Genomic DNA, 24,693 nt, shown 5'->3' with positions numbered 1-24,693 from the left:
AATTCCATAGTGTTTCGGTGGTTATAGCGTTGGGGAAACACCCGGTCCCATTCCGAACCCGGTAGTTAAGCCCTTCTGCGCCGATGGTACTGCACTGGTGACGGTGTGGGAGAGTAGGTCGCCGCCGAACAATTTGTGCCCGCGAGGCGGCGCAGGTCGAGCCCACAAGGCTCCCGGCGCCCCTCGCGGGTTTTTTCATGTTCGTAGCTCAGTGTGTCGAAAGGTTACGAACGCGCATCGCCTTACCGCCGACCGGGCGTTGCTCGGTGAGCGACCGGGTGACATGAGCCCTGCTCGCCTTGCCCGTCCCTACGGTGATCGTCATGGACGGTCAGTGGGCAGGGGAGGCGCCGGTGCCGTGGCGGCGAGGGCGGAGGAAGCGGGGCAGGCACTCCCGCGAGCCGGCACCCGCGTCACCGCAGCTCATGGCGGCGTTGCTGGGGTTCCTGCTGCTGGTGTGCCTGATCCTCATCCTCCTGACCTACCTCTAACGAGACTGCAGCGCGTCAAGGGCAACGGCCTGCGCGATTACCAGCCTGACGTCGAGGGCCGGGTCCAGGATGCTCACCAGGTAGTGGTCGCGCACCCACGTCTTCTTGTCGACGGAGAACGCCGGCGTGCCGTTCGGCGTGACGAAGTCGAAGTGGTACCGAATCGGGAACGGCCAGTCGCTGATCCAAGGCAGAAAGTTCCATACCCGGCGGAAGATCGCGATGCCTTGGCTCCGTTCGGCGCCCGTGGCCGCGCCCCAGCCCGGCTGCTCGACGTGCCAAGTGGATCGGAGCAGCGACTTGCCGAAGTCCTTTCGGAACAACCCGATCGGACGCTGCTGCTCGTCGGTGACGTCGTACTCGCTGCCGACGTCGAGCACGCGCCGTGCGTTGAACTCCGCGAGGACGCGCGACTTGCTCGAGTCGGTGTAGATAGTGACCTGTTCCTTGAACTTGAACCGCTTCTGCTCGACGAAGGCGATCAGGTCGCCGGGCACGCCGGCGTTGTCGATGAAGATCTCGTAGCGGTTGATCATCATGGTGATCTTCTGGTGGACGTGGATCGCCCGCGGGCCCGGCATCATCGAGCTCTCCCCTCGTCGACCGGCCGCAGGTCGCCGGTCGGAAAACGCTTCTCGTTTCGTTCGATCTTCGCGAAAGCTGCCTCGATCAGGTCGACGTCGAGCTTGTCGGCGAGGCGCACGAGGTAGTGCATCACATCGGCGAGCTCGTCGCGGACGTTCCAGGCAAGTTCCGGGTCCCGCATTGCGTTTGCCGCCTCCTCGGGCGTCAGCCACTGGAAGAGGTCGGTCAGCTCGCCCACCTCGCCGGACAACGCCATGACGAGGTTCTTCGGCGTGTGGTAGCTGTCCCAGTCGCGGGCGGCGGCAAAGTCACGGAGCGCGTCACGCAGGTCTTCCAGACTCATGGACCAGAGCTATCACATTGGACGATCGAACATGGAACGCGGTTGACACGACCGCGCTGTCCTTTTCGGACTCAGCTACACGGGACGCGGCCGCGACGGGGATGCCCGACTTCGCACGCGATCTGACGGCATGGGGCGGGACCGAACGGTCTGGCGCCGAGTGCGATCGGCGATGAGTGCAGGGAGGTCTGGCGCGGTTGAGTAAGCGCCAGCGTGCTGTGCTGGTGTTGCGGTTCTTCGAAGACCGGTCTGTCGATGACACCGCGGTGGTACTTGGTTGCTTGGTCGGCGCGGTGAAACGCACACCAGCCGGGCACTGGCGCTGCTGCGTACCGACGACAACCTCCGTGACCTGATCCGGCGAGGAGGCGAGCGGTGAACGAGAACGAGGTCCGTAGGGTGCTGACCGGGCGGTGCCTGACCTGGCCGAGCCCGAAGACCGCGTGCACGAGGTGCGCCGGAGGGCCGTACGCCTGCACCGCCGGCGTCGGATGACGATGGCGGGGTCTGCCGTGGTGCTGATCGTGATTCCGGTCGCGGTGGTGCCCGCCTGGCCGCGAGGCGAGCCGGTCGAGCCGTTCACCTCGGGTGCGGGGCCGTCGCCGACGTGTCCGGCGTACGCCGACGAGGTTCCCAAGATGGGGCAGGGAGCACCTGGGCTGTTGGTACCAGACGGGGCGGTCCGGGGGACTCTGTGCGTCTATCGGCCGGATCACGACGCCTTCGTCGCGGCGCACCCGGAGGCCCGTGACGCCGGATGCTTCGCGCGCAGTACCGGTTTGAAGTTCGGGTATCCGGACGGTTCAGAGCGGTCTGTGGTGTTCGTGATGAACTGCGGCACCGTCGAGAGCGGTGATGTCGTGCGATACGGGGAGATCACCGAGGCACTGGACGAGTTCACCGAGCGGTACCGGGCAGCAGGTGGTGAGGCGCCGCCGCCGTGGAAGTGGTGAGCCGCTACTTGGGCAGCAACAGCCTGATCGAGCGGCTGATCACGACCGCCTCGCACAGCGCGCGGCCGGTGCGTTTGCGCCAGTCGCGGACGACGGCCGCGTACCGCTGGCCGGTGGCGTAGGGCAGTTCGCCGACGCGTTCGCCGTCGAGGACGACCTCGAGCGTGCGGGCGCCTTCGTGAATCCCGGTGCCGATCTGGCAGTCGCGCAGCTCGGCGATCACGTGCACCGCGCGTCCGGCGGAGATGTCGCGCAGGATCTCCTGGTCGTCGGCCGAGCTGATCACGTTGACGGCGTAGTCCGCGGGCATGGTCGGCGCGTCGCCGAGGCCGTCGTGGTCGAACAGCAGGATCTCCGGGCCGCCGACGTGCAGGTGCACGCCGTAGTGCTGCCTGCGGCCGCCGACGATCCGCGCGGGGCACGAGCCGGCTTCGCCCCGTTGCGCGAGCTCGAGCAGTTTCGGCTGGTAGCGCCGGGCGTCGTCCTTCATCAGGTAGCCGACGGTCGTCGCGGAGCCGTCCTTGCGCAGCAGGTCGACGCGCACTGCCCGACGGTCGTGCCGGTTCCGAGGTTCCGGAACCAGCACGGCCGTCGGCTCGGCGTTGCCCGCACACGCCAAGTCCCTGATGGTCTGCTGGTAACGCGGCTCGCCGACCACGGCGAGCCGCCCGGCGGTCGACAGCCGCCGCAGCCGCGCGGGCACCGGCGTCGCCGGCGTGCGGTGCATGAACCGCGCCGCGACGACGGAGAGCACGAACAGGCCGACCGCGGCGAGCAGACCCGTCCGGCCGAACGTGAACGTGAGGATCGTGGCGATGACGACCACGAGGATCAGTGCCGCGGTGGGTGACGTGTCCGAGCGCTCCTGCGTCGCCATTGCTGAACCCCCTGGTTCCGACACGGCTGTCATGCGATCTGTCGGGTCCGACGCGCGCGCCGTTTCCATCTGTACCCGATCGAGTGAAATGGAGCGGCGCCGCAGAGCGATGGTCCGAGTGCCTGGGGTCAACAGGACGGGAGGCCTGTGCCATGTCGATCGACGTCCAGCAACCGCGTGCCAACGACCTGGTGAGCAGCGACATCCTCATCGCCGGCGTAGCCGGAGGCGCGTTCGAGGCGGCGTTCAACTACCGCGTGACCGAGGGGCACGACGAGGTGACCGGCGGTTTCACCGCGGGTGACGGCGCCGGCGGTCACGGCCAGTTCCAGCTGCACGTCAGCGTGGCCGGGGCGAGCTTCCAGCTCAACCGGATCTTCGTCGAGGTGTTCTGGACGTCGCCCAAAGACGGCGCTGAACTCGACAAGGTCATCGTGCCGGTCGTGTACGGGCCGCTGATCGTGCCCGGCTATCGCAACTACCTGGAGCACGTCGTCGTCGCCGGCGAAACCTTGTGGGGGATCGCGCAGAAGTACTACGGCAACGGCAACCTTTACTACCGGCTCGTCGCGGCGAACCCCGGCACGATCACCAACCCGAACCTCATCACGCCGGGCATGGTCATCCGCGTGCCGCAGGCGTGAGTGTCAGTCCTCGGACGAGACCGTTCAGCTCCTCGACGTCGAGCAGCAGCTCTCGCGCCACGTGATGTGGCGTGATCTGCTGCTCGCGCAGGGCGCGAAACACCCGTGGCAGGAGGCTTGACGTCTCGCGCCGCCCGGTGGCCGGCTCGGTGGCGAGTCTGGCGCAGAGCTCCCGGTACTGGTCGTGCGTGAGCAACTCCGCGTCCCGCAGGCGATAGGTGAGCGCCAGCGGGTCCACGTGCCAGTGCCGGGCGTGTTCCCGCACGTGCGCGGTCACGCTCGTCGCCGTGATTCCCTTGCGCGGCATGAGAAACGCGGCCGCGAAGGGCCGTGCGCTCTGGCCGACGAGGTGCCCGAGCCCGCACGCCGCGTCGAACCTCGCCCGGTGCGGTGGCGTGGCCGGGTCCAGGAACACGAATGGCGTTCCGCGGTGCCAGAACGAGAACGCTCCCGCGCAGTTCGCCGGTGTCGAGAACACACGCGCACCGCGGGACTCCAGCAGCTGCACCATGTTCGGTGCCGGGTGGGCCCCGAGATTCCACCTGGCGCGCACCATCTCCGCCGCCGTCTCCGGGTCCGGGTGCTCGTGCGTGGGCACGTCCGGGGCGGGCAGCGTGAAGCGTTCGTCCAGCCAGGCGCTGAACTCGATCGCCAGCTGCGCCGCCGTTGCCGCGCCCCGCGGGACCGCGGACGGATCCGGAGGCTCCGGCGCCGTGAGGAAGCCCTGCGGGAAACCCAGTGCCGCGGACAGGTTTTCGATTGTGGGTGGGGTGGGTTGGCGCGTGCCCCGCTCGTAGGCCGTGATCGTGCTCGGGGCGAGGCCCGTCCTGCGGCTCAGGTCTGCCGTGGTGAGGCCGCGGCGTTGCCTGGCCAGCGTGAGTCGGGACGGGGTGAGCATGATCGGGTCATTGTCGTCGTTCGTGCGGCGGCTGCGCCAGCCGGGGTGTCACCTCCTGTTGCTGTGTCAGCGGTTCTTGAGCGCGATGGGGACCCTGCGGTCCGTCGATGTTGCGAGCGTGCACGTGGGGGAACCCGAGCGGTGGCACTGTGATTCGGTGTGCCCAGCGTTCGATGATCTGGCTGCGGGGTGTCAGCGGTTCTTCAGCGCGATGGGGAAGTCGACGTCGTCCGGCCCGTTGGCGTTGCGGGCGTGCACGTGCGGGAACTCCAGCGGTGGCAACGTGATCCGGTGCGCCCATCGTTCGATGACCTGGCCCTGCGGCGTCGGTTCGGGTTGGGACACCTCGCGCAGCACGACCAGCCGGTCTTCGAGCTGCAGCGGGTAGGTCACCAGGAACCAGAGTTTCAGACCCTCTTTGTGGGCCATCGTCTCGAAGAGGCTGAACTGGTCGTGGTCGTTGTCCCGCATCATGGCCGCGATCGCCGGCCCCTTGGCGTAGTCCGAGCGCAGGGGTGCGTCCGCCACGCCGGTGTTGCGGTTGCCCTGGAGTGTGCCCAGCACGATGGGCAGGGTCGGGTGCCGCACCAGGCCCGCGTTCCACTGGTCCAGGCGCTTCCAGCCCTCGGCGACCAGCAGTGAGCGCAGCTTGCCGACTCGGTGGATCCAGTCGAGCAGGCCTGGGCCGTTCGTCGGGCCGTGGGGCGGGGAGGCGGCTCGGGCGTCGATGCCCGCCCAGATCGCCTGGTCCAGGTGGGTGAGGCGCAGGCCCAGGTCGGCGAGCTTGTCGTGGATGGTCGGCTGGAGGCGGAGTGCGGGTTTGGTCATGTCTCGCACGGTAGCGGCGGGGTCTGACAATTTCGGGCGGGCGGCCTTCGGTCGTGATCTCATTGGCGGGTGAGAAGGCTGGTCGCCGTGCTCAGGTTCAGGGCCAAGTGCGACCCGACCAGCGATTCCTCACGTCGTGACCGGCTCCAGCTGGTGCACCGACGAATCCGGCAGTCGCTCGAGCGCCCACTCCAGCACCGCGGTCTCCTGCGCGAACAGCACGATCTGCCGATCCTCCGACAGAGCGAGCAAGAGGTCGAGAATCGCCAACGTGCGCGCATCGTCCGCCTGCACAGTCACGTCATCGAGCAACAACGGACAGGCCTCCGAAGTCAACTGCTGCGCCAAAGCGAAGCGCAGCAACAGGTAGACCTGCTCAGCCGTCCCAAGCGACAGCGACACCGCCGGCTGCCACGAACCACCGGCAGAAAGCACCGAAACGTCCAAAGTAGACCCGGAAACCCGAGCATCGACATAGCGCCCAGAAGTCACCACGGGCAACCAAACCCGAAGCGACTCCTCCAGCACAGGAGCCAGATCGCTGTACACCTTCTCCGCCGCGGCGGAAAGGAACGAAGTAGTCAGCACAACGATAGCGGCGTGCTCCTCGAGCCGCGCCAACGCCGAAGCGCAGGCGGCAACGGCTTCCTCCGCATCGGGCACGCTGGGCACCGAACAGGAAGCCAGCGCGGCCGCCAGGGCGGGAGCCGAAGCGGCCAGCTCGGCATCGACCTCGGCGTGGCATTCGCCGAGCCGGATGGCCTCGGCCAGCAGCACGGCGTGGCGTTCCCGGCGCCCGGCCTGGCGGACCGACAGGGCGCCCAAAGTGGTGCCGGACAACAACATGGTGAGCTCGGCCCAGTCGTTGCGTTCGGACTCGGCGGTGCGCAGCATGCTCTCCCAGCCGCGCTGCCAGTCGGCGATGACCTTCAGAAGCTCCACCGGATCGCCCGAAGCGGAACCGGAGATGGCCGTGACCGCCGAGCGCAACAACGACAGTGCGGACTTGCGCAACGCGGCGGCTTCGACCACGGCGGCCTCGGCCGCGGAGCGGTCGGCCAGGGCCTGCGTCAGCACGGGCCGTTGCGCGGCCATGGTGGCCTGGCGGGCGCGCACCTTGCAGTCGGTTTCGTAGTCCACCAACAGGTCTGCGACCGACATCGAAGGCTCGGTCTTGCCGCGCGCGGTCAACGCCGAACGCACGGCCTCCGCGCAGTCCGAGACACGGGTGACGTAGGCGGAGCGCTCGGCTTCCCAGCCAGAGCGGTCCGCCAGCAGGCGCAGTACGTCGGGGTCCGAGGGCAGGCCCAGCGACGTGCAACGGGTGGCGGTCTCGTCGTGGACTCGGGCGGCTTCGACGGCCACGGCTTTCTGGCCCTCCGCCTCGGCGAGGGTGCGGTCGGCATGGAACAGCGCCGTGCGGGCCTCGTTGGCGTTCGCGAGCGCGCGCGAGGCGTAGTTCATGGCGGCGTCGTGTTCGGGAATGTCGCGGCGGATCACCATGCCGGCCAGGAAGGCGAACGCGGCCGCGACGAGTACGCCGACGCCGGGTACGCCCTGGCCTACGAACAGCAGCAGCCCGCCCACCACCGCGGTTGCCGCGCCCAGGCACAGCAGTAGTGGGCGTGCCACCGCGCCGCGCGGCTCGCCCAGTTCGTGCAGGCGGGCCGTGGCGACGTCCGATTCGACCTGGGCTCGCGCGGCTGTGGCGGCGGCCTCGTCCTGCTGCTGGCGCGCGCTGTCGACCGCGATGGTGGCGGTGGTGAGCCGCCCGCCCGACGCCGGATCCAGCATGCCGGCCAGTTCGCGCAGCTGGGCGGGTGGGACCGACGTCGTCACGTCGACGCCCGCCTGCTTCAGTTCATGTGCTTCGAGAACGGCCACAGCCGCCTCGAAAGACGTTGCCAGGGAACGGATCTCGTCCTCGACCTCCAGCGGGCCGTCCGGATCGGGAGGCAACGCGGCCAGCTCCGCCTCGATCTCCGCCACACCGGGACCGGTCAGCTGGCGCGGGGTCGGGGCCGCGCGCCACGCGGCGAGCGCCGCGTTCACCTGGCGCGCCAGTTCCTCCTGTGCGGCAAGGCCGGACGGTGGGGTGTCGCCGAAACGATCGTAAAGCTCCTGAGCGCGGGCCAGCCGGGAGGCGTGCTCCATCAGCTCGGCCGTGTGCTCCTCCAACGCCTTGCGGGCCTCGCGCGCGGCCAACGCCTGGGCTTCGCGGGCGGCCAGCGCGGTTCGTGAGGCGAGCTCCAGGTACTCGGCGTGGGCGCGGCGTGCGTGCGCGAGGTCGGTCTCGGCCTCGCGTAATCGGTTGCGCGCCGCGCGCAACGCATCGGCCGGATCTTTCAGGCGTGCCAACGCCTCCGTGGCCGAACGGTCGGTGCCCGCGGTGGCGGCCGCGCGGCGCAGCTGCTCCTGCAGGCCGTCCGCCGCGTCCAGCACGCCGAGCAGCTGGGCCTGGTCGACACACGCCGTCGCGGCGAACGACGTGCGGTCCAGGCCCAGCCAGGTAGACGCGTCGGGGCAGTCGTCGGCGTCCAGCGCGCGATCCAGCTCGACGTGGCGGCCGTCCGCCATCTCCACGGTCGCGGACACCCGCCACGGCGTGCCGGACCACGGCCGGTAGCGCTCGGCGGGCGAGCCGCACAGCGCCGCGCGGATCGCCGCGTGCCAGGACGACTTGGCCGACTCGTTGGCGCCGGCGACGACGGTCAGACCCGGCGAGAACGTCATCGTCCGGTCCGCCAGCGGACCGAAGGCCTGTGCGGTAACGGTTTCGATCCTCATCGTTCCTCCAGGGCACGCAGTCCCATGGCCAGCACACGGGCCTTCGTCGGCAGATCCAGCGACGAGGCCTCGACGTCGCGCACGAACTGGCCGCGCACGGTCCGCTCGTCCGCCAGCGCGCCCAGGTGCAGCGGCACCGGCGACGGTTCGGCGGGCGGCATCAAAAGCGCGCGGCCGGCCGAGACGTCGAACGTCTTGCGCGACACCGTGCCGTCCTCGTGCACCGTGCACAACACCGCGCCACGATCACCGGTTTCCCCCGGCGTCAACGGATCGGGGTTGCCGGGATAGGTGTGGTGCGGTGCGTGCGACGGCGTGTGCACGTGCCCGAGGAACGCGTGGTCGAGGCCGGTGATCGCGATGTCCTCCGGTTCAGGCCCGTGGAACAGCGCGAGGTTCACCCCGCCGCGCGCCACGGCGAACCCGTCGAGGAACCCCTTGGCGGGCGCGGGCGCGCAGTTGGCCCCGCCCCACAAGGTGATCCCGTCGGCCAGGTCCACCGGCTCGAGCGTGTCCTCGGTGAACACGTGCACGTTCGGCGACCAGTCCACCTGCTGGTAGAGGCTCTGCGGGCCGTACCAGTCGTCGTCGCCCGGCGCCAGGTACACGCGCAGGTCGACGTCGAACGCCGTGCGCAGGAAGGCCGCGGTGTCCGGGGAGAACCGGTCGTGCTCGTACAGATCTCCCGCGCACAGCAGGGCGTCCGCCTTCTCCTCGAAGGCGAGCTCCACGATGCGGCCCAGCGTCTCGCGCTGCGCCTTGCGGCGGGCGGGACCGTTGTGGTCGAAGTTGGTGTCGAGGTGCAGGTCCGCGAACAGGAGCAGTTTCACCGGGGCCTCATGACAGATCGATGATGCCGGACAGGGTGAACGTCGACAGCAGCACGGTCGTCACGGCGGTGACGTCGGCGTGCCAGCCGCGCAGCTCGTCCGGGGTGGGGGTGACCTCGTAGCCGTGCTGCCGGGTGGCGCGGCCCAGCGCGTGCCAGAGCTGGGAGACGTCCACGGCGGTGTCGGCGTCCACGTAACGGGGGAGCTGCAGCAGCAACGCGTGCACCGGCCGCACGGAACCGCAGGTCAGCATCACGGCGCGTTCGACCGCGGTGCGCAAAAGCTCGGCGCAGCAGCGGATTCGCACACCATCGAGCGGCTGGCCGCTGTCCAGGAGGTTGCGGACGCACGTGAGCCGATCGCGCACGTCCTGTTCCACGGTCATCTCTGCAGCCACCCCGCGAACAGCTCGGTATCCCTGATCAGCACGTCCAGATCGCCGCAGTCCCCGCCCACGCGGCACGCCTGCAGCAGGTCGACCGCCCACGATCCGACGGAGTTCTCCAAGTGCGGCAACAACCTCGAGGTCTCACCGATGTCGTCGAGCACCGCGAGCGTGATCTTCTGCTTGGTCGTCAGCGCGCATTCGAGCACCTGCTCGACCTGGGCGTGCGGCATGCCGCGCCCCAGCCGTTCCCGGCGGAACTTGGCGTGGCTCGCGGCTTCCAGCGCGGACCGGCAGCACGACGCCACCAGCTCCGACCGCAACGCCTCCGGCAGGTCCTCGTCGATCCGCATCGCACGGGCGTCGGACAGGCACCGGCCGACCGGATCGTCGCACAACCGCACCTGCACCACGGACTCCTCGCCGCGGCACACCTCCCAGACCGTCGCCGTCAGCCGCAACCGCCGCAGCGCCTCGACCAACCGCTCGTCGTGCGTGAACACGACGACCTGTCTGGTCAGCGCGACGTCGGCGAGCACCTGCGCCAGTCCGTCCACTTTGGAGGGATCCATCGCCTGCACCGGGTCGTCGATGATCGCGAACCGGAACGGGCTCTCGTCGACCATCGCCCGCGGCAGGAACAACGCGAGCCCCAGCGAATGCAGCTCGCCCTGGCTCATCACCGCGAGCGCGGAATTGCCGATGCCGTCGACCGACACGTCCAGCTCGACCTGGCGCGTGTTGCCGAGCCGCACCGACCCGAGGTCGACGTTGCTCTGCTGCCGCAGCCGCTGCCAGATCCGCTGCGACTCCTTGGCGAACGGCGCGATCCGCTCGGCCCGCAGCGTCGCGGCGGTCTTGCGGATCCAGTTCTCCGCCTCGGTGACGTCACCGAGCACCTCCAGGTCGGCCAGCGCCTGCTGGGCCTGGGAGTGCCACTCGAACAACGCCATCGCCATCGGCCGCCACACCAGGTCGCGCCGGTCGATCTGCTCCTGCGCGACGGCCCGCAGCGCGTCCAGCGCCACGACGAGTTCGGCATACCGGTCGAAAAGCTCGCTCCGCAGCCGCACCGGGTCGTCGATCGCCGCGCAGTCCTGCCACGCGATCCACGCGTTGAGCACGGCCGACGTGTCCAGCACGCCACTGGCCTGGGCCAGCGCGTCCGGCGGCGGCTGGCACAGCGCCCGCGTCGCGGCCACGGCGACGTCGAGCCGGTCGGCGGCGGTGTGCAGCTCGGCCGCGGCGGTCGCGAGCCGGTCGGCGCGTTCGGCGGCCTTCGCGTGCCACAGCCCGTCGAGCCGCCCGAGGTCGCACACCGGGCACTGCGCGTTTCCGCCGGACTCGTGCAGCTGCATCGCGAGGCGCAGGATCTCGCTGCAGCGCAACGAGTCCTGCGCGTTGTCCGTCGCGACGACGGTCACCGCGCCGAGCGCGGCGTCGAGGTTCTCGCGGCAGCGTTCGACCTCGTCCTCGCCGGGCAGCTGGATGTCGATCACGTGGTGCAGCAGCGGCATCCCGCCACCGCCCACGTCCGCGCCGAGCGCGAGGTCCGCGATCGCGTCGAGATCGGGGATGTCCTGGCCGAGCAGCTGCGCGGCGTGCCGCGCGCGTTCGTCGGACGAGGCCGCCAGCTCGGCCCGGACGCGCTCCTTGCGGTCGAACGGCCGGGCGACGACCTCGGCGAGCCGCTTGCGGTGGTCCGCGAGCAGGTTCTGCGCCTCGGTGATGGCCTCCAGGCCGAGCAGCCGGTGCAGCGCCTCGTACAGCTCGTCCGGCTGCGCGTCGAGCACCGTGCCGAGCTCGCTGTAGGGCAGGAACGGCCGGTAGGTCTCCAGCGCGTCGCGCCACCGAGTCTCGTCGAACGGCGCGCCCTCCTCGGTCCACGTGCCGCCGGACAGCGGCTCGTCCGCGTGCCAGACCCGTTGCACCGTGGTCGCCTCGGAGGCGCCCGCACGGACGATCGACAACGCCACCGCGGTGTCCTCGGCGCTGTGCAGGTTGCGCCAGCCCTGCCGCCACACCTCGTGCTGTGCCCGCGTCCACCGGGCGTTGTCGCCGGTCAGCGCCAGTTCGGCCGCCTCGGCGAAGCTCGACTTGCCGGAGCCGTTGCGGCCCACGACGACGGTCAGGCCGGGGCCGGGCGCCAGCGGCAGCTCCACCTCGGGACCGATGCCCCGGAACCCGCGGACCCTGATCGCGGACACGAAGATGCCCGTACCCGGTCCAGCCGACCGCCGCGCAGGCTCTTCCTCCGGTGCCGGGATGCCGTCCAGGACGCGGTCCAGAGCCGCTTCCCCCTGGCATGCCGCGAGCACGAGCTTTTTCGCCTGCGGTGTCAGATCATCATTGGCCAGTCGGCTGGCCAGTAAGTCGAGTAACCCGGCTTCACCCGCCACGGTCACATTGCCTCCAGCTGCCACCACTCGATAGGGCGGCAACTTAGGCACCATTTGAGACTTACTGAAGGGTCATCACACGATCGGGTGGCGATGTATAGGGTGAGGAACTATCAGGGTTCCCAGACAGTGATCGCACGTATCACGAAATAGGCATCGGGAACGTAGGTGCCGTTCTTCGGATAGGTGGTGAACTCGGCCTCCGTCGAGCACGTCTCGCTCTGGTAGACGCTCACGTCGCGGCTCAGCCGGTTCGCGAACGACCTGCCCTCCAGGCCCAGCGGGATGCACTCACTCGGGTTCGCGGTCTCCAGGTCGAGCCGTTTGGCCTGGCCCTGGTACTGCGCGGCGGTCCACACGCAGAACTCGCCCTTGTCGCAGGTCTGATCATTCTGTGTCTGATCATTTTGGGCCTGGCTCGCGGGTGCCACGAGAACGCCGGTGAACACGATGATCGCCGCGATCAGCACCTTCGTGGACATGGGCGCCACCTCCCGTCCACCGAGTGTCTGCTAACTCAGACGCTGCCGCAGCGCGAGCGCGTCGCGCGGGGCCATGACTTTCGCATCGTTGTCGAAATAGACGTGCACGTCGTGATTCTTCGACCACTTGCGAATTTTCTTCGCCCACATGTCCAGGCCCTCGTCGGTATAACCGCTGACGTACAGCTCGTCGTGCCCGTGCAGCCGGATGTAGACGAGGCTGGACGTGACCTCCTCGATGAGCGGGTACTTGCCGGCCGCGTCGGCGATCACCAGGGCGATGTCGTGATCCTTCAGCAGCTTGGTGAACTCCTTGCCCCTGAAGCTGTCGTGCCGGATCTCCAGCGCGTGCCGCAACGGGCGGTCCGCGTCCGTCGTCGTGTGCGGGTCCTCGACGCGTTCGTCGTGGTCCTCGGCGATCTTCGCGGCGTCGGTGGTGGTACGCGGCAGGTGGTCGAAGAAGTTGGTGAGCTTCTTGGCGTCGAACCGGAACGTCGGCGGCAGCTGCCAGAGAATCGGGCCGAGCTTGGGGCCGAGCGCCAGCACGCCGGAGGCGAGGAAGTTGGGCAGGACCGTCTCCGGGTCGTTGAGCCGTTTCATGTGCGTGATGAAACGGCTGCCCTTGACGGCGAACACGAAGTCGTCCGGGGTTTCGGAGGCCCATTTCCGGTAACTGGACGGCGTTTGCAGCGAGTAGAAGCTGCCGTTGATCTCGACGCTGTTCAGCCGGCCGGCGAGATAGCTCAGCTCCTTTTTCTGCGTCACGCCCTTCGGGTAGAACGTGCCGCGCCACGGCGGATAGACCCACCCCGACGTGCCGATCCGCACCTCGCCCACGGCACCATGGTGGCATGGACGCATACCTGGCGCGGATCGGAGCCACACGTGACTCGTCGCTGGCCGAGCTGCAGGAGCGCCACCTGCTGACCGTGCCGTTCGAGAACCTCGACATCCACCTCGGCACGCGCATCGTGCTCGACGAGTCGCTCTTGCTCGAGAAGGTCGTGGGGCGGCGGCGCGGCGGGTTCTGCTACGAGCTCAACGGCGCGTTCGCGGCGCTGCTGCGCTCGCTCGGGCACGACGTGAAGCTGTTGGCCTGCAGGGTGTTCCTGCCGGACCGGATCGGCGCGCCGCTCGACCATGTGGCGTTGCAGGTCGACGACGTGTGGTTGTGCGACGTGGGTTTCGGCCGGTTCGCCATGCGGCCGTTGCGCCTGGACTCGCGCGAGGACCAGGTCGACCCGTCCGGCGTGTTCCGCTTGCACGACACCGAGGACGGCGACATCGACGTGCACCAGAACGGCGAGCCGCAGTACCGGCTGGAACCGCGGGAGCGGACGCTGGACCAGTTCATCCCGACCTGCTGGTGGATGCAGACCGCGCCGGAGTCGCACTTCCTCAAGGAACCGATGTGCACGATCGCCCTGCCGGACGGCCGGATCACCTTCGCGGGGACGAAGCTGATCCGGACGTCCGGTGACTCACGGGAGGAGACTCCGGTGGACGACGTGCCTGCCGTGCTGCGCAAGTACTTCGGCGTCGAGCTGCCTCACACCGACTTCCGGCAGAAGAGCGCGTCCGGGCTCTTGCCGGAGCCGACCCTGCCCGTGTAGGCGACACCGGCGATGTGCTCGTCGGTCGCGCACTGTCCCTTGTAGTGCCCGTACGCGAAGTCGCCGCCCAGGTCCGGGCGGTTGTCGCCGCGGTCGAACCACAGTGTCCTGGCTGAGGTGCCCGTCGTCGTCCGGGCACACAGCAACGCGTCGAAGGCGTTGCCGCGGACGCTGTAGCCGATGGCGACGTGATCGCGCGGGCACTGGACCTTGGTGTAGCCGGACGCCCAGTCCTGTTCGACGAACCGCTCGTCCTTGACGACCGTCGTCTCGGTCCACTGTGGACCCTCGGTGCACAGCCCGCGGTTGCCGGTGTGGCTCAGCCCGGCCAGGATCTCGCCGTCCGGGCACACGCCCTTGCGGGCGCCGGAGTTCCAGTCCGGCCGGGTGCGCATCCGCTGGGACTGCACATGGTCGGCGAAGTCGAGGGTGAGCATGTTCCAGCGCCTGGTGTTCGGTGCCGGCTTCGCGGGTGCGTTGATCAGTCGTTGCCACGCGCTGGCGCGCCAGTCGTCGCCGTCGTAGAGGCCCGCGCGGTTGCCGTTCGCGTCCCAGTGGAGCAACGCCCAGTTGTTGCCGGTGCGGTTCTGGTGGAACCCGACGAGCGGCCAGTAGGCGAAGTCGGCGTCGGTCTCGACGAGGAGGTTCACGAAGTTCTCGAACCACGCCCTGGACTTCGCGTCGGTGTTGCCCCGGCCCAGGACACCGAACTCGCTGATCCAGACCGGTGCGGTGAAGTGCTTCTGGCTTTCCAGCGCGACATAGAGCGCCTGGCGGTAGACCGTGTCCCTGAGCTCCTGTGACGTGAGGTCCTGGTAGCGCGGGTCGTGCGTCTCGCCGGTGCCCGTGGCGCCGCTGTGGTTCGGGCCGGTGTAGCCGTAGAAGTGTGCCGAGTAGACGAGCTTGTCCGGCCTGATCAGCGTGTGGCTCAGGTTGCGGACCGGTTCGAGCGTCGGCCGGCCGTGCGGGAGGCCGTCGACCGGGATGCCGGTCCAGTTGATGCCCTCGACGATGACGAGGATGTCCGGGTTGGTCGTCTGGATCCGGTCGGCCGCCTCCTGAGCCGCTCGCCGCCAGTCGTGCGAGTCGCCCCGGCCCCAGTTCGGGTCGTCCCACACGTTGCGGCGCACCTCGTTGTAGAGGTCCGCGCCGACGACGCGCTTGTTGGCCTTGTAGCGGTTGACCATGAACGCCCAGTCGTCGATCCACTGCTGCGTGGTCTGGCTGGTGTTCCACCGCTCGTTGCCGTCGACGCCGCAGCACCAGCGCGAGGTGTTCGTGTGGTTGTTGAGGATGACCGCGATCTGCTTCGCGGTGAGCATCTGTACGACGGCGTCGTACACCTGCAGGGGCGTTTTGCCGTTGAGGCTCGGGTCCTTGAGGTTCTGGACCCGTTGCGTGTCCTTGATCATCTGGTTGGAGAACGGCAGCCGCACGCTGTTGATGCCGAGCTCCTGGAAACCGCTGATGATCTCTTCCGGGGTGGCCCGGTCGAGGCCGAGCGGGACCTGGTCGGCCTTTTCGCCGGCGTGGTGGTTGTTCGGGTCGGTGATGTCGCCCGTGCCGTTCCACGTGCCGCTGGCGCCGTGCCAGTTACCGGACTTGAGCTTGAAGCGCGCGCCGTTGGCGTCGACGATGTAGCGCCCGCGGGTGCTCAGCGGGCCGGACCAGGTCTCGGCCTGGGCCTGCGCAGGGAGGACGACCGCGGCTGTCAGGATGACCGCGGCCAGGATGCGAACTGACTTCACGTTCCGGAAGGTAGCCGCGCGCGGAGCCGTTGCGCCAGGGACATGGCATTTCGAGGCGCGGCCGCCGCCATTGTGTTGTCGAAGTAGACATAGCCGTCGATGGTCCAGTCGTGGATCTTCGCGGCCCATTCGTCCAGTTCGGTGTCTGAGTAGCTGCTCAAATAGAGCCGTTCGTTGCCGTGCAGGCGAACGTAGGCGAAGTCCGCGGTGATCGCGTCGATGCACGGGAACGTGCCGGGCGAGTCGGCGATGACGTTGGCGACGTTGTGGTTGGTCAACGTCCGGAGGAACTCGTCGTCGCGGAACGACTCGTGGCGCGCCTCGACGGCGTGGCGGCCGGCCGGGAGCCTGCCGAGGAAGGTGTCGAGCACGGCGCGGTCGAATCTCATCGTGGGCGGCAGCTGCCAGATGATCGGACCCTGCCGGTGCCCGAGGTCGAGCGACTTCGTGAACCGGTCGAGCGCCTCGTCGACGTCTGCGAGCCGGCGGATGTGGGTGATCAGCCTCGGCCCTTTGACCGCGAACACGAAGTCGTCCGGTGTCTGCGCGGCCCAGTTCCGGTAGTTCTCGGGTGTGCGCAGCGAGTAGAACGTGCCGTTGATCTCGACCGAGTCGACCCGCTCGGCGAGATACTCCAACGGTTTGCGCAGGCCACGCGGGTAGAAGTCGCCGCGCCACTCCGGGTAGGCCCAGCCGGACGTGCCGATCCTGATCTTCCTCACGACGTGCGGGGTACCCTGTGATCGGCGTAGCGCATCTGTAGCACCTTTTTGCGGATTGGGCTACAGTGGTGCCATGACTGACACCATCGGACAACGCGAGCTCCGCAACGACAACGCGGAGATCATGCGGCGCGTCGAGGCGGGCGAGAGCTTCGTCGTCACGCGCAACAGTCGTCCGGTCGCGACCCTGGCGCCGTACGCCGGCGATCCGCGGAACCTGCCGAGGCTCGGTGAGCTGCAGGCCAAGTTCCGCGAGCTGCCGCCCGTCGACCTCGAACGGTGGGAGGCCGACCGGCGGGCCGCTGACGCGGTGTTCGGGTCCGACGAGCCGGAAGACCCGTGGCAGCGGTGAACGTTCTGCTCGACACGTGCGTCGTCATCCGGCTGGAGCGCGTCGACCTGGGAGACCTGGCCGACGCGCAGCCGTTCTTGAGCGCGGTGACGATCGCCGAGCTCGCGTTCGGGCTCGACATCGACGACCCGGTGGAGCGGTTCGCGCGCTCCGAGCGCTTCTACACCGCGCGCGACCAGTTCGAGGTGCTGTCGTTCGACGTCCGGGCGGCCGAGATCTACGGGCAGATGGCCGCCCTGGTCCGGCGCAACGGGCGCAGCCCGCGGCCGCGGCGAATGGATCTGCAGATCGCCGCCACGGCCGCGGCTCACGAGATGCCCGTCCTGACGAGCAACGTCCGTGACTTCGCGGGCATCGAGCGCCTGGTCGAGGTGATCGCGGTGGCGACTATTCGATGACAACGCGCGTCACGGTCACGATCTCTGGTGATCCTCCGGTGTGACGCAGTCTGCCGGTGACCATGAGCGGGCGACTGGTTCTGTGTGCCTCCAGCGCCAACTCGTAGTGCTCGTACGAGAGTTGAGCAGAGACGCGCTGCCGTTCCTGGACCTGGCCATCGACATCCAGCGCCCCCTCGACAACGACCCTTCCATCCACTCGACCAGGTGCCCTGCGTTTCAGGTCGGTCACACTGCTGCACGTCGCGCGGGAGTTGCCGGACTGGCAACGCGACTACATCTGCCGTCGGCGTGGAACGCTGTGCGGTGATTCGCTGTGCCAGCAGGTGGTTGAGCTGGTTCGTCCCGATGTTCGTGACAGGAACGCTCGCCGTGCTGGGCGGGGTGCTCGTCGCGGTGCTCGGTGGACCTTTCTGGGTGGCTGCGGTGCTGCTGCCTGTCGGTGTAACCGCCGCAGGTGTTCCGGCGATCAAAATCTGGCAGGTGACCTGGCAGATGCTCGACATCGCTGTCGCCGCGACCGTCTGTGTCGACCATTCACGCGAACAGGTGTGACCATTGGGCTGAACGGGTGCTCGCGGGGGCATGTGCGCCGAGAACTGTCGGTGGTCGCTCGTACGGTGAGGTAGCCGGCACACCGAGGGGGTGGCACCGGGTGAGTGAGCCTTCGACCGTGGGGCGGGCCGTCTTCGACGAATCGTTCGGCGGCCGCGTCCGGGCGCTGCTGCGTGCCCGGCCGGTGGCCGACGCGGCGGACAACGCCGCCCGCCAGACGTGGGGCGAACAGGGCTATGACGTCGTGACCCTGGCCTTGACCGCCATCGACACGGTCATCGCGAGGCAGGGCTTCGACGACGAGGTCACCTATGACGAGGCGGTTGCCGGACTCGCGGCGCTGGCCACCAACGTCCACCCGCAGCGTTCGTTCGACGAACATGATGCCGTCGCACGATACGTGGTGGACGCGTTGCTGAACCGCAAGGAGCGAGAAGCGCCGTTCAGCTACCAGGTGTCGACCTTCGCACGCGCCGACGACGGCGCCGTCCGGCACAGATACACCACGGCCGAGTTCCGCCTGCTCACCGAGCATGAGGACCACACCCGCGGCGTCAACGTGCTGCGCGCGTCGACGGACGCCATCAACGCATTGGTGGGTGGGCTGGAGTTCGATGTCGAGGACGAACAGGCCGCGATCGAGCTGATGCTGGCCCGGCAGCTCGAACGCGGGGCCTTCGGTCAGGCGGAGAAGGCAGCCGAACGATCACGGCTGCTGTCCGTGCGTTACGCCGACGAACTCCGGACACTTCTAGCCGACACGACGCGGGACATCCGGACGGTGCTCACTCAGTGGGCCGAGCAGGTGCCCGAACAGCTGGAACGCAACCGCGCGCATCTGGAGGACAGGCTCGCCGGGGAGTCGAAGCTGCTCGAACACGTCCGTGGCGCGCTGGACGCCACCGACACCGAGCCTACGGTCGCCACCGCGGCTGCCCGCATCGCGGGGCTGCTGGAGGAGTGCCGCCAACGACACACCGAGCTGCACGGAAAACTCGTCAGCGCACGGACGGTCTTCCTTGACGAGCAGACGCGTCAGTCGTTCCGCCCGGTCGGCGGCTTGCGTAATCCCGACATCACCGACGGAGTGTTCCTCCCGCTGCTGTCCTTGCCGGTCGACGTCGCCGTGGATCCAGCCGAGACCTTCGCGATATTGCTGGCCGGCACCCAGGTTCAGCCTCTGGTCCGATTTGCGGACCTGGTCGACGACCTGCTCGCTCCGCGCCGCGAGCCCACGCCGGAGGAACCGCCCGCACCCGATGACGAACTCGGCGATCCGGATCCTCCCGCCGTGCCACCTGAAGTCCTGGAAGCCGCCGCGCGTGTGGTTGACGGCGTAGGGCTTCCCGCGAGGTTGTCCGATCTGTTGCTCGCGGCTCGGACCACCGACTTTCCGGACGGGGTCGACTCTGCCGCGGTCGAACGACTCATCGTGCTGGCTGTGCTGTGGAACTACGCGCCGGAAACTACAGAGGACCTGTCCACGGCGGTGGACGCCGCCGCCCGTGTGCTGGGGCCGACAGCGGCCGTCGACGCGGATGGCGCCCTGATCAGCATGCCTGGCTGGTCTGGTGACGACCTCATCGTCGCCCAGGACGAGGAAGCACTCGCGCGGTGGGCCGAGACGTATTCGGTTGCCGCTCAACGGGATCGGGAGGCCTCATGACGCTCAGCCAGCGCGATCTGGCCGATGTGGGGGTGCTCATCGGCTGTGCGCTGCGCCCGAAGACGCGTCCCGGCGCGGAGTCCGACTATCGGGCCCTGCTGGGGCGTTATCGCGCCGATGTGGAGTTTCGCAATGCGGTGGACAGCGTCCTGGACGGGCTTGACGTGCGAGTGCTCTCGGACACGGACTTCGGACTGGTGCTCGGCGTGCGCCGCGAATCGGTTTTCGCCTACCGGATATCGGACCTGCCGAACGTCAGCGGTGTGACAGACCGACTGTTGGTCGGACTCGTCAGCGCGGGGATCGCGGCATATGCGTATCCGACTCCCGCGGACTTCGACGACGACAGGGTGCGATGGGTGTCCGTCGACGAGATCGAGCGCTTCATCCGTGAGGTGTGCGAGCGGTTCAAACGCATGCCGACCGACGACGAGACGCTCGACGAGGCGTGGCGTTCCTACGATCGACTTTCGCCCGCATACAAGGCGGACAAAGGAAAGGGCAAGGCACGTCGCTCCCCGGCGTCGTCGACCTACTGGGTGGCTCACGTGCTCAACTGGATGGTCGACCAGGGATTGGCGAGGCTCGTGCCCAATCGTGGACCTGAGACGTTTCAGCTGCTGGAACGGTTTCGTATCCAGGCAAAAGAGCTCGCCGGAAACGAGACCTACGACCTACTTGCCACTATCCGGCGCGATGAGGTGACATCGTGACCTATCAGCTCTCTCGGCTCCGGCTGGCCAGCGTCGGCGACCTCGCCGCTCGGTTCACCGATCTCACGCTGGACGTGTCCGCGTCCGGTGTGGATGGTCCGGCCGAACCGGTCGACTCGATCCTCTGGCTGCGCAACGGTGGCGGCAAGTCCAGCCTGCTCTCCCTGTTCTTCGCCCTGCTGCTGCCTCTACGGAAAGACTTCATGGGCAAGTCCGTCGACCGGTATCTCGAGGACTACATCGCGTCCGGCGACACGAGCCACACGGTCGCCGAATGGGTCGCACAGTCCGGCGACAGCCTGCTCCCGCCGCCCAGGCTCATCACCGGAGCCGTCTATGAGTGGACCGACCGGCGCAAGCCGGTCGACCCTGACCGTGATCGCGACAAGCTCAACGGGTGGTACTACACGTTCTTCGCGGTGCCTGGAGTGCTCGACCTCGACAGCCTTCCCGTACACGATGAGTCCGGCCGCCTCAAGCCGATGGCTGACTTCGTCCGGTCACTGCGAGAGATCGCGGCCGCGCGGCCACAGCAGCTGTCGTTCGCGATCACCGACCAGCGCAAGCAGTGGATGGAGACGCTCACCTCGCGGAGCCTGGATCCCGCGCTGTTCAGCTATCAGAAGCAGATGAACCACTCGGAGGGCGGCGTCGCCGAGCTGTTCAAGTTCAGCTCCACCAGCAAGTTCATCGACTTTCTGATCGACCTGACCGTTGACGCTGCCGAACCCGACCTTGTTGCCGCGAACCTGCGGAAGATCATCGAGGTGATCGGCCGCAAAGCGGATCTGCTCGTCGATCGTGACTTCTGCGCCGAGATGGCGGGCAGGCTTGACACGCTTGCTGACAGACACGGGCGGGCCACGAGGGCAGACGGGAACGCCGCGGAGGCCAGGGAGGCTGCGGCTCGTCTCGCCGGTGCGTTTCGTAGTACGGCGGCGGCTCAAGAGTCCGACCATGAGTGGTTTGCCGGAGAAGAGGAACGTCTCCGCGCAGAGGCGCTCAAGTTGGATCGTGAGCGCAATCGAGTCAACGACGTAGCAAACGAGCTGTTCAGGATCGCAGCCACCCATCGTCAGGCTACTGCGATCGGTGCCCGTGACACGGCGGCAGAGCTCTCTGATGACGCCAAGGACGAGGCCCTCGCCTGGGATGCCGTTGGGCCATTGGCTGACTTGGCTGAGGCGGGCTACGAAGCTGAGTCCGTGCGTAAGCAGATGGCAGAGGAGGAACGACAGACCGCTCCATTGCGCGTGGCGCGTGACGACGCCGCGGCCGCGTTGAAGGCCCGCTACACGACGCTTTCCGCTGCAGAACGGACCTCCGAGGAACAGCAGACGATGGCAGCAGAGGAAGCTGATCTCGAAGCTGAGACCGAAGAAGGCAGGGCGCGAGACAACCAGAAGCTGGCCACAGAGGCCGAGGTCCGCGCCGAGAACCTGCGAGGCAAAGTAATAGAGATCAACAGTGCGGTCGAGGTCGCGGTGACCCGAGGCGACTTGCCGGATCAGGATGCGGTTCCTGCGGTCGTACTCGCGGAAACGCGAGCGACCAAGCGTGCGGCCCAGGCCGAGCTTGACGGCGTGCGGAAGCGACGAGCGGATCGGCCAGGGCTGCGCAGGTCCCTGGATGCCCAGCGTCAGAAGCTAGTCGCCGAAACGGCCACTAAGGCTTCCGAGCGGGACCAGTTTGCCGCTGAGCACAGGAAATTGACTGACCGTGTCGATGCGCTTGCCACCGACACCAGGCTTGGCGAACTCATGCAGCTCGATGACGGTGGGCGGCTGGATCTGTGGGCAGAGGCAGCCGATCTGAGGGCAGCGCTCACCCATGCGGTCTCCACGGCCGAATTGGCCATTGTGGACACTCGGGTCGACGCGGCAGACGACGACCGCGCACTGGAAGGTCTGCGTAGCGAAACATTTCTACCCACTACTCGCGAGGCCCAGCGCGCCGCGGAGGTGATCGCCGCAGCATGTCACGGTGTGGTGGCCCGACCTGGGTGGGAGCTGTTTCGCGACCTGGTGCCCGAGTCGGACCGTGCGATGGCTTTGGAGAACCCGGTTGTCGCGGAGCTCGCCGCAGGAGTGGTTGTTGCGGATTCCGACGCCGCCAACGTCCGCGCGGCGTTTAACACCCAAGGATGGCGTCCAGTCGCTCACGTGACTGTTGCGACCGCGTCTCAAATGCAGCAGGCCCTGCACGCTGCGAATCCTGCGTGGTGGGTCGTTCCCAACGATCTGGCGCTGTTCGACCCCGCGGTCGCTGAAAGCGCTCGCACTGAACGCGAACTGCGTCGCGATACCCAGGACCAGCGGATTGCCGAGCTTCACGAGCAGGCTCATGCCGACCGGGTGCTGCTGGGCACGTTGGAATCCTTGCTGAACGACTGTCCAGCGGGTCACCTGCACGCGCTGGAGAACACCATCGACGTGCTCCGTCAGACAATCTAGGACATCGACGTTGCCGCCAAGGACTTCAAGAACCAGATCGAGGAACTCGACGAGCAGGAGTTGTTGGACGCCGCCGCCGAGGAGGCTCTGACCGGTCAACTCGCTTCGCTCGAAGGGAAGATCCACCGACTGGAAGCCCTCGCCGCTCAGGTCTGTGAGCTACCAGAGATCGAGAGTGCCATCGAGCAGTTCGATCGAGATGTCCGTACGCACACCGAGATCGCTGAACAGGCAACTATCCGTGCGAAAGGGTTTCGGGAGGCAGGGCGTACAGCGCGGGGCCAGGTCGAGGCACACAAGGCCAACAAGGCGCGGTATGACCGTGACAACAGCTCGATTTCCTTGCTCGACACGGAGCGCGGGGCTGTCGTTGCGGAGACTGATGAACCGTTGTCTCTGCTACAAAGTCGCTTCAACGACTTGGAGTCGCAATGGAACACGGTTGCGGCGCAGTCCGTGCTCGCCGAGCGGTTGGCCAATATTGGTCTGCGCGCCGAACGGGCTGAGCATGAGCTCGCGGGCTGTACGGATGATGTTCGTGAACGAGCCACGGCGTTGCTCGGTACTCCCGACGGCCAGGACCGGGAACGTCGAGTCGCGGCACGGACACAGGCAAGGGAGAAGGCTGAGGAAGCGCGGTTGGTGTTAAGCCGTCTCGAGTTCGAGCTTGATCAAGCCAGGCAGGAAGTCGTCGCCCGAACGCCGCGTGACAGGTTGCGGCATGCCCAGCTCGACGTCGAGCCCGCTACGGAAGAGGAAGCGCGTGAACTTGCCGAGGAACAGGCGGCGACAGCGACCGAGATGAGTGGACGGGTGACAGCGTTGCACCGCGATGCTGACGAAGCGGGCATTGCCGCAACTGACGCCCGCACCGCGGCACAGGTGTTCGGTCAGCGTGCACATCGTCTCGCCGATGCCGCTGTACCTGCCGTTGTGCCCGAGAGCGTGACAGCGTTCGCTGGTGACGACGCGCAGGCCGAAAGCGAAACGCGGACGGTACTCGGCGCATTGGCAGTCGCCATCGAGACCGCCGCTTCGACCGGGCGGCAGCTGGACGACGCGACGCAGTCGGTGCGCCGGCTTGCGTCGGAGACCCGGTTCTCCAGTATCCCGGACGCTATCCGAGATCGGTTCACGGGCGACGACACGAAGGTGCTTGCTGAGCGAGCTGCTGCTCGTGCTGACGAGATGCGTGTGCGTCATACAACCATCGAAGGGCAGCTCGCCGATATCGGGAGAGACCAGCGGTTGGTGGTGCGCCAGATCGCCGCCCTCGTGCAGACCGTGCTCGCGAACCTGGAGTCCGCCAACCGGCACTCGAAGCTGCCCGGCACCCTGGGCGGTTGGGCGAACGAGCAGTTTCTCCGGATCCGGTTCTTCCGCCCCAGTAGTGAGGAGGATCTGCACGCCAGGATCGACGCGGTGGTGGATCGCATCGTCGCGGAGAAGTCGAAACCCGAAGGTCTTGCCCTGGTCAAACGATGTGTGCATGAGGCGGTCGCTCCGCGCGGCTTCACGGTCAAGGTGCTCAAACCGAATAGTGATCTGGCCGTCGAGCCCGTCGATGTGACGCGCCTCGGCAAGTTCTCCGGCGGCGAGAAGCTCACGGTGTGCGTCGCGCTGTACTGCACGCTTGCTCGGCTGCGTGCGGTCAACCGCGGCCGGGGCAAGGGAGCTCTTGGTGGCACTCTGGTGCTGGACAACCCGTTGGGCACAGCCAGCCATGTGGCGCTGCTACGGCTGCAGCGTGACGTAGCAGCCGCGCACGGGGTACAGCTCGTCTACACGACTGGTGTGGAAGACCTCGGCGCGGTCGGACAGTTTCCGAACGTGCTGCGGATGCGGAACGCACCGGGAGCGCTTCGTACGCGGCGGTATGTCGTGCTGGAGGAACGCTTCGGATCGGCATTCGAAGGTATCTCGGGCGTGCGTGTAACGCATGACGAGTCGATGAACGGCGCCGCATCGTGA

At 67.7% G+C, this 24,693-nt stretch carries 25 protein-coding genes and 1 rRNA gene; 13 read left to right on the top strand and 13 right to left on the bottom strand.

Going from position 1 to position 24,693, the window contains the following annotated elements; genetic code table 11:
• Positions 1-13 precede the first annotated feature (13 nt).
• Together rrf and QSK35_RS22845 are read left to right on the top strand one after the other, a co-directional pair.
• Positions 14-130 (top strand): 5S ribosomal RNA (gene rrf, locus QSK35_RS22850).
• Positions 131-323: 193 nt separating this feature from the next.
• Complete coding sequence (locus tag QSK35_RS22845; protein WP_285749438.1) at positions 324-491, top strand: hypothetical protein; 168 nt, start codon at positions 324-326, stop codon at positions 489-491.
• Here the strand turns inward: QSK35_RS22845 and QSK35_RS22840 are convergent.
• Together QSK35_RS22840 and QSK35_RS22835 are read right to left on the bottom strand one after the other, a co-directional pair.
• A complete protein-coding gene (locus tag QSK35_RS22840; protein WP_285749436.1) occupies positions 488-1,075 on the bottom strand; it encodes an LURP-one-related family protein in 588 nt (195 codons plus the stop codon). The two genes, QSK35_RS22845 and QSK35_RS22840, sit on opposite strands and share 4 nt — an antisense overlap.
• Entirely contained in the window at positions 1,072-1,419 is a 348-nt protein-coding gene (locus tag QSK35_RS22835) for a nucleotide pyrophosphohydrolase (protein WP_285749435.1), read from the bottom strand. Before QSK35_RS22835 ends, QSK35_RS22840 begins: the two co-directional genes overlap by 4 nt.
• Positions 1,420-1,595: 176 nt before the next feature.
• Between QSK35_RS22835 and QSK35_RS22830 the strand changes: the two genes are divergently transcribed.
• Complete coding sequence (locus tag QSK35_RS22830) at positions 1,596-1,775, top strand: sigma factor-like helix-turn-helix DNA-binding protein (RefSeq protein WP_352244139.1); 180 nt, start codon at positions 1,596-1,598, stop codon at positions 1,773-1,775.
• Positions 1,776-1,832: 57 nt separating this feature from the next.
• Positions 1,833-2,372, top strand: a complete 540-nt coding sequence (locus tag QSK35_RS22825; RefSeq protein WP_285749433.1) for a hypothetical protein — start codon at positions 1,833-1,835, stop codon at positions 2,370-2,372.
• A 4-nt stretch (positions 2,373-2,376) separates the two neighbouring features.
• Here the strand turns inward: QSK35_RS22825 and QSK35_RS22820 are convergent, their stop codons facing one another.
• The gene (locus tag QSK35_RS22820) at positions 2,377-3,249 is read right to left on the bottom strand and encodes a hypothetical protein (RefSeq protein WP_285749431.1); all 873 of its coding nucleotides are present in this window, start codon (positions 3,247-3,249) and stop codon (positions 2,377-2,379) included.
• A 152-nt stretch (positions 3,250-3,401) separates the two neighbouring features.
• On the opposite strand from QSK35_RS22820, the gene QSK35_RS22815 reads away from it, so the two are divergent.
• Positions 3,402-3,893, top strand: coding sequence for a Gmad2 immunoglobulin-like domain-containing protein (locus QSK35_RS22815; RefSeq protein WP_285749429.1), 492 nt, complete (start codon positions 3,402-3,404; stop codon positions 3,891-3,893).
• Here the strand turns inward: QSK35_RS22815 and QSK35_RS22810 are convergent.
• The 8 genes from QSK35_RS22810 to QSK35_RS22775 all read right to left on the bottom strand — a co-directional run bounded on the left by QSK35_RS22810 (position 3,871) and on the right by QSK35_RS22775 (position 13,363).
• Entirely contained in the window at positions 3,871-4,791 is a 921-nt protein-coding gene (locus tag QSK35_RS22810) for a helix-turn-helix domain-containing protein (RefSeq protein WP_285749427.1), read from the bottom strand. The two genes, QSK35_RS22815 and QSK35_RS22810, sit on opposite strands and share 23 nt — an antisense overlap.
• A 192-nt stretch (positions 4,792-4,983) precedes the next feature.
• The gene (locus QSK35_RS22805; protein WP_285749425.1) at positions 4,984-5,619 is read right to left on the bottom strand and encodes a hypothetical protein; all 636 of its coding nucleotides are present in this window, start codon (positions 5,617-5,619) and stop codon (positions 4,984-4,986) included.
• A 129-nt stretch (positions 5,620-5,748) separates the two neighbouring features.
• Entirely contained in the window at positions 5,749-8,406 is a 2,658-nt protein-coding gene (locus tag QSK35_RS22800) for an ATP-binding protein (protein ID WP_285749424.1), read from the bottom strand.
• Entirely contained in the window at positions 8,403-9,236 is an 834-nt protein-coding gene (locus tag QSK35_RS22795) for a metallophosphoesterase family protein (protein ID WP_285749423.1), read from the bottom strand. Before QSK35_RS22795 ends, QSK35_RS22800 begins: the two co-directional genes overlap by 4 nt.
• A gap of 7 nt (positions 9,237-9,243) precedes the next feature.
• Complete coding sequence (locus QSK35_RS22790) at positions 9,244-9,621, bottom strand: hypothetical protein (protein WP_285749421.1); 378 nt, start codon at positions 9,619-9,621, stop codon at positions 9,244-9,246.
• A complete protein-coding gene (locus tag QSK35_RS22785) occupies positions 9,618-12,026 on the bottom strand; it encodes an AAA family ATPase (RefSeq protein ID WP_285749419.1) in 2,409 nt (802 codons plus the stop codon). The genes QSK35_RS22790 and QSK35_RS22785 overlap by 4 nt, the downstream gene beginning before the upstream one ends.
• A 107-nt stretch (positions 12,027-12,133) precedes the next feature.
• Positions 12,134-12,502, bottom strand: coding sequence for a peptidase inhibitor family I36 protein (locus QSK35_RS22780; protein ID WP_285749417.1), 369 nt, complete (start codon positions 12,500-12,502; stop codon positions 12,134-12,136).
• A gap of 30 nt (positions 12,503-12,532) precedes the next feature.
• Positions 12,533-13,363, bottom strand: coding sequence for a DUF72 domain-containing protein (locus QSK35_RS22775; protein ID WP_285749415.1), 831 nt, complete (start codon positions 13,361-13,363; stop codon positions 12,533-12,535).
• Between QSK35_RS22775 and QSK35_RS22770 the strand changes: the two genes are divergently transcribed.
• Positions 13,354-14,115 carry an arylamine N-acetyltransferase family protein gene (locus QSK35_RS22770; protein WP_285749413.1) on the top strand — a complete coding sequence of 254 codons (762 nt, stop codon included), beginning with the start codon at positions 13,354-13,356 and terminating at the stop codon, positions 14,113-14,115. The genes QSK35_RS22775 and QSK35_RS22770 overlap by 10 nt on opposite strands.
• Here QSK35_RS22770 and QSK35_RS22765 read toward each other — a convergent pair.
• Together QSK35_RS22765 and QSK35_RS22760 are read right to left on the bottom strand one after the other, a co-directional pair.
• Complete coding sequence (locus QSK35_RS22765; RefSeq protein ID WP_285749411.1) at positions 14,052-15,863, bottom strand: glycoside hydrolase family 5 protein; 1,812 nt, start codon at positions 15,861-15,863, stop codon at positions 14,052-14,054. The genes QSK35_RS22770 and QSK35_RS22765 overlap by 64 nt on opposite strands.
• Entirely contained in the window at positions 15,860-16,585 is a 726-nt protein-coding gene (locus QSK35_RS22760) for a DUF72 domain-containing protein (protein WP_285749409.1), read from the bottom strand. Before QSK35_RS22760 ends, QSK35_RS22765 begins: the two co-directional genes overlap by 4 nt.
• A 73-nt stretch (positions 16,586-16,658) precedes the next feature.
• Here QSK35_RS22760 and QSK35_RS22755 point away from each other — a divergent pair, with 73 nt between their 5' ends.
• The 7 genes from QSK35_RS22755 (at position 16,659) to QSK35_RS22725 (ending at position 24,693) form a co-directional block, all read left to right on the top strand.
• Positions 16,659-16,937: a type II toxin-antitoxin system Phd/YefM family antitoxin gene (locus tag QSK35_RS22755; RefSeq protein ID WP_285749407.1), complete on the top strand. Its 279-nt coding sequence runs from the start codon at positions 16,659-16,661 to the stop codon at positions 16,935-16,937.
• Complete coding sequence (locus tag QSK35_RS22750) at positions 16,925-17,335, top strand: type II toxin-antitoxin system VapC family toxin (protein ID WP_285749405.1); 411 nt, start codon at positions 16,925-16,927, stop codon at positions 17,333-17,335. Before QSK35_RS22755 ends, QSK35_RS22750 begins: the two co-directional genes overlap by 13 nt.
• Before the next feature lie 330 nt (positions 17,336-17,665).
• Positions 17,666-17,890: a hypothetical protein gene (locus tag QSK35_RS22745; RefSeq protein WP_285749402.1), complete on the top strand. Its 225-nt coding sequence runs from the start codon at positions 17,666-17,668 to the stop codon at positions 17,888-17,890.
• A gap of 100 nt (positions 17,891-17,990) precedes the next feature.
• A complete protein-coding gene (locus QSK35_RS22740) occupies positions 17,991-19,556 on the top strand; it encodes a hypothetical protein (RefSeq protein WP_285749400.1) in 1,566 nt (521 codons plus the stop codon).
• Positions 19,553-20,269 carry a hypothetical protein gene (locus QSK35_RS22735; protein ID WP_285749398.1) on the top strand — a complete coding sequence of 239 codons (717 nt, stop codon included), beginning with the start codon at positions 19,553-19,555 and terminating at the stop codon, positions 20,267-20,269. The genes QSK35_RS22740 and QSK35_RS22735 overlap by 4 nt, the downstream gene beginning before the upstream one ends.
• On the top strand, positions 20,266-22,722 hold the full coding sequence (locus QSK35_RS22730) for a hypothetical protein (protein WP_285749397.1): 2,457 nt from the start codon (positions 20,266-20,268) through the stop codon (positions 22,720-22,722). Before QSK35_RS22735 ends, QSK35_RS22730 begins: the two co-directional genes overlap by 4 nt.
• A 63-nt stretch (positions 22,723-22,785) precedes the next feature.
• Positions 22,786-24,693: a coiled-coil domain-containing protein gene (locus tag QSK35_RS22725; RefSeq protein WP_285749396.1), complete on the top strand. Its 1,908-nt coding sequence runs from the start codon at positions 22,786-22,788 to the stop codon at positions 24,691-24,693.

It is taken from the genome of Lentzea sp. NBRC 105346, from assembly GCF_030269605.1.
Taxonomy (GTDB): domain Bacteria; phylum Actinomycetota; class Actinomycetes; order Mycobacteriales; family Pseudonocardiaceae; genus Lentzea.
This window is presented reverse-complemented; position numbering and strand designations above follow the sequence as displayed.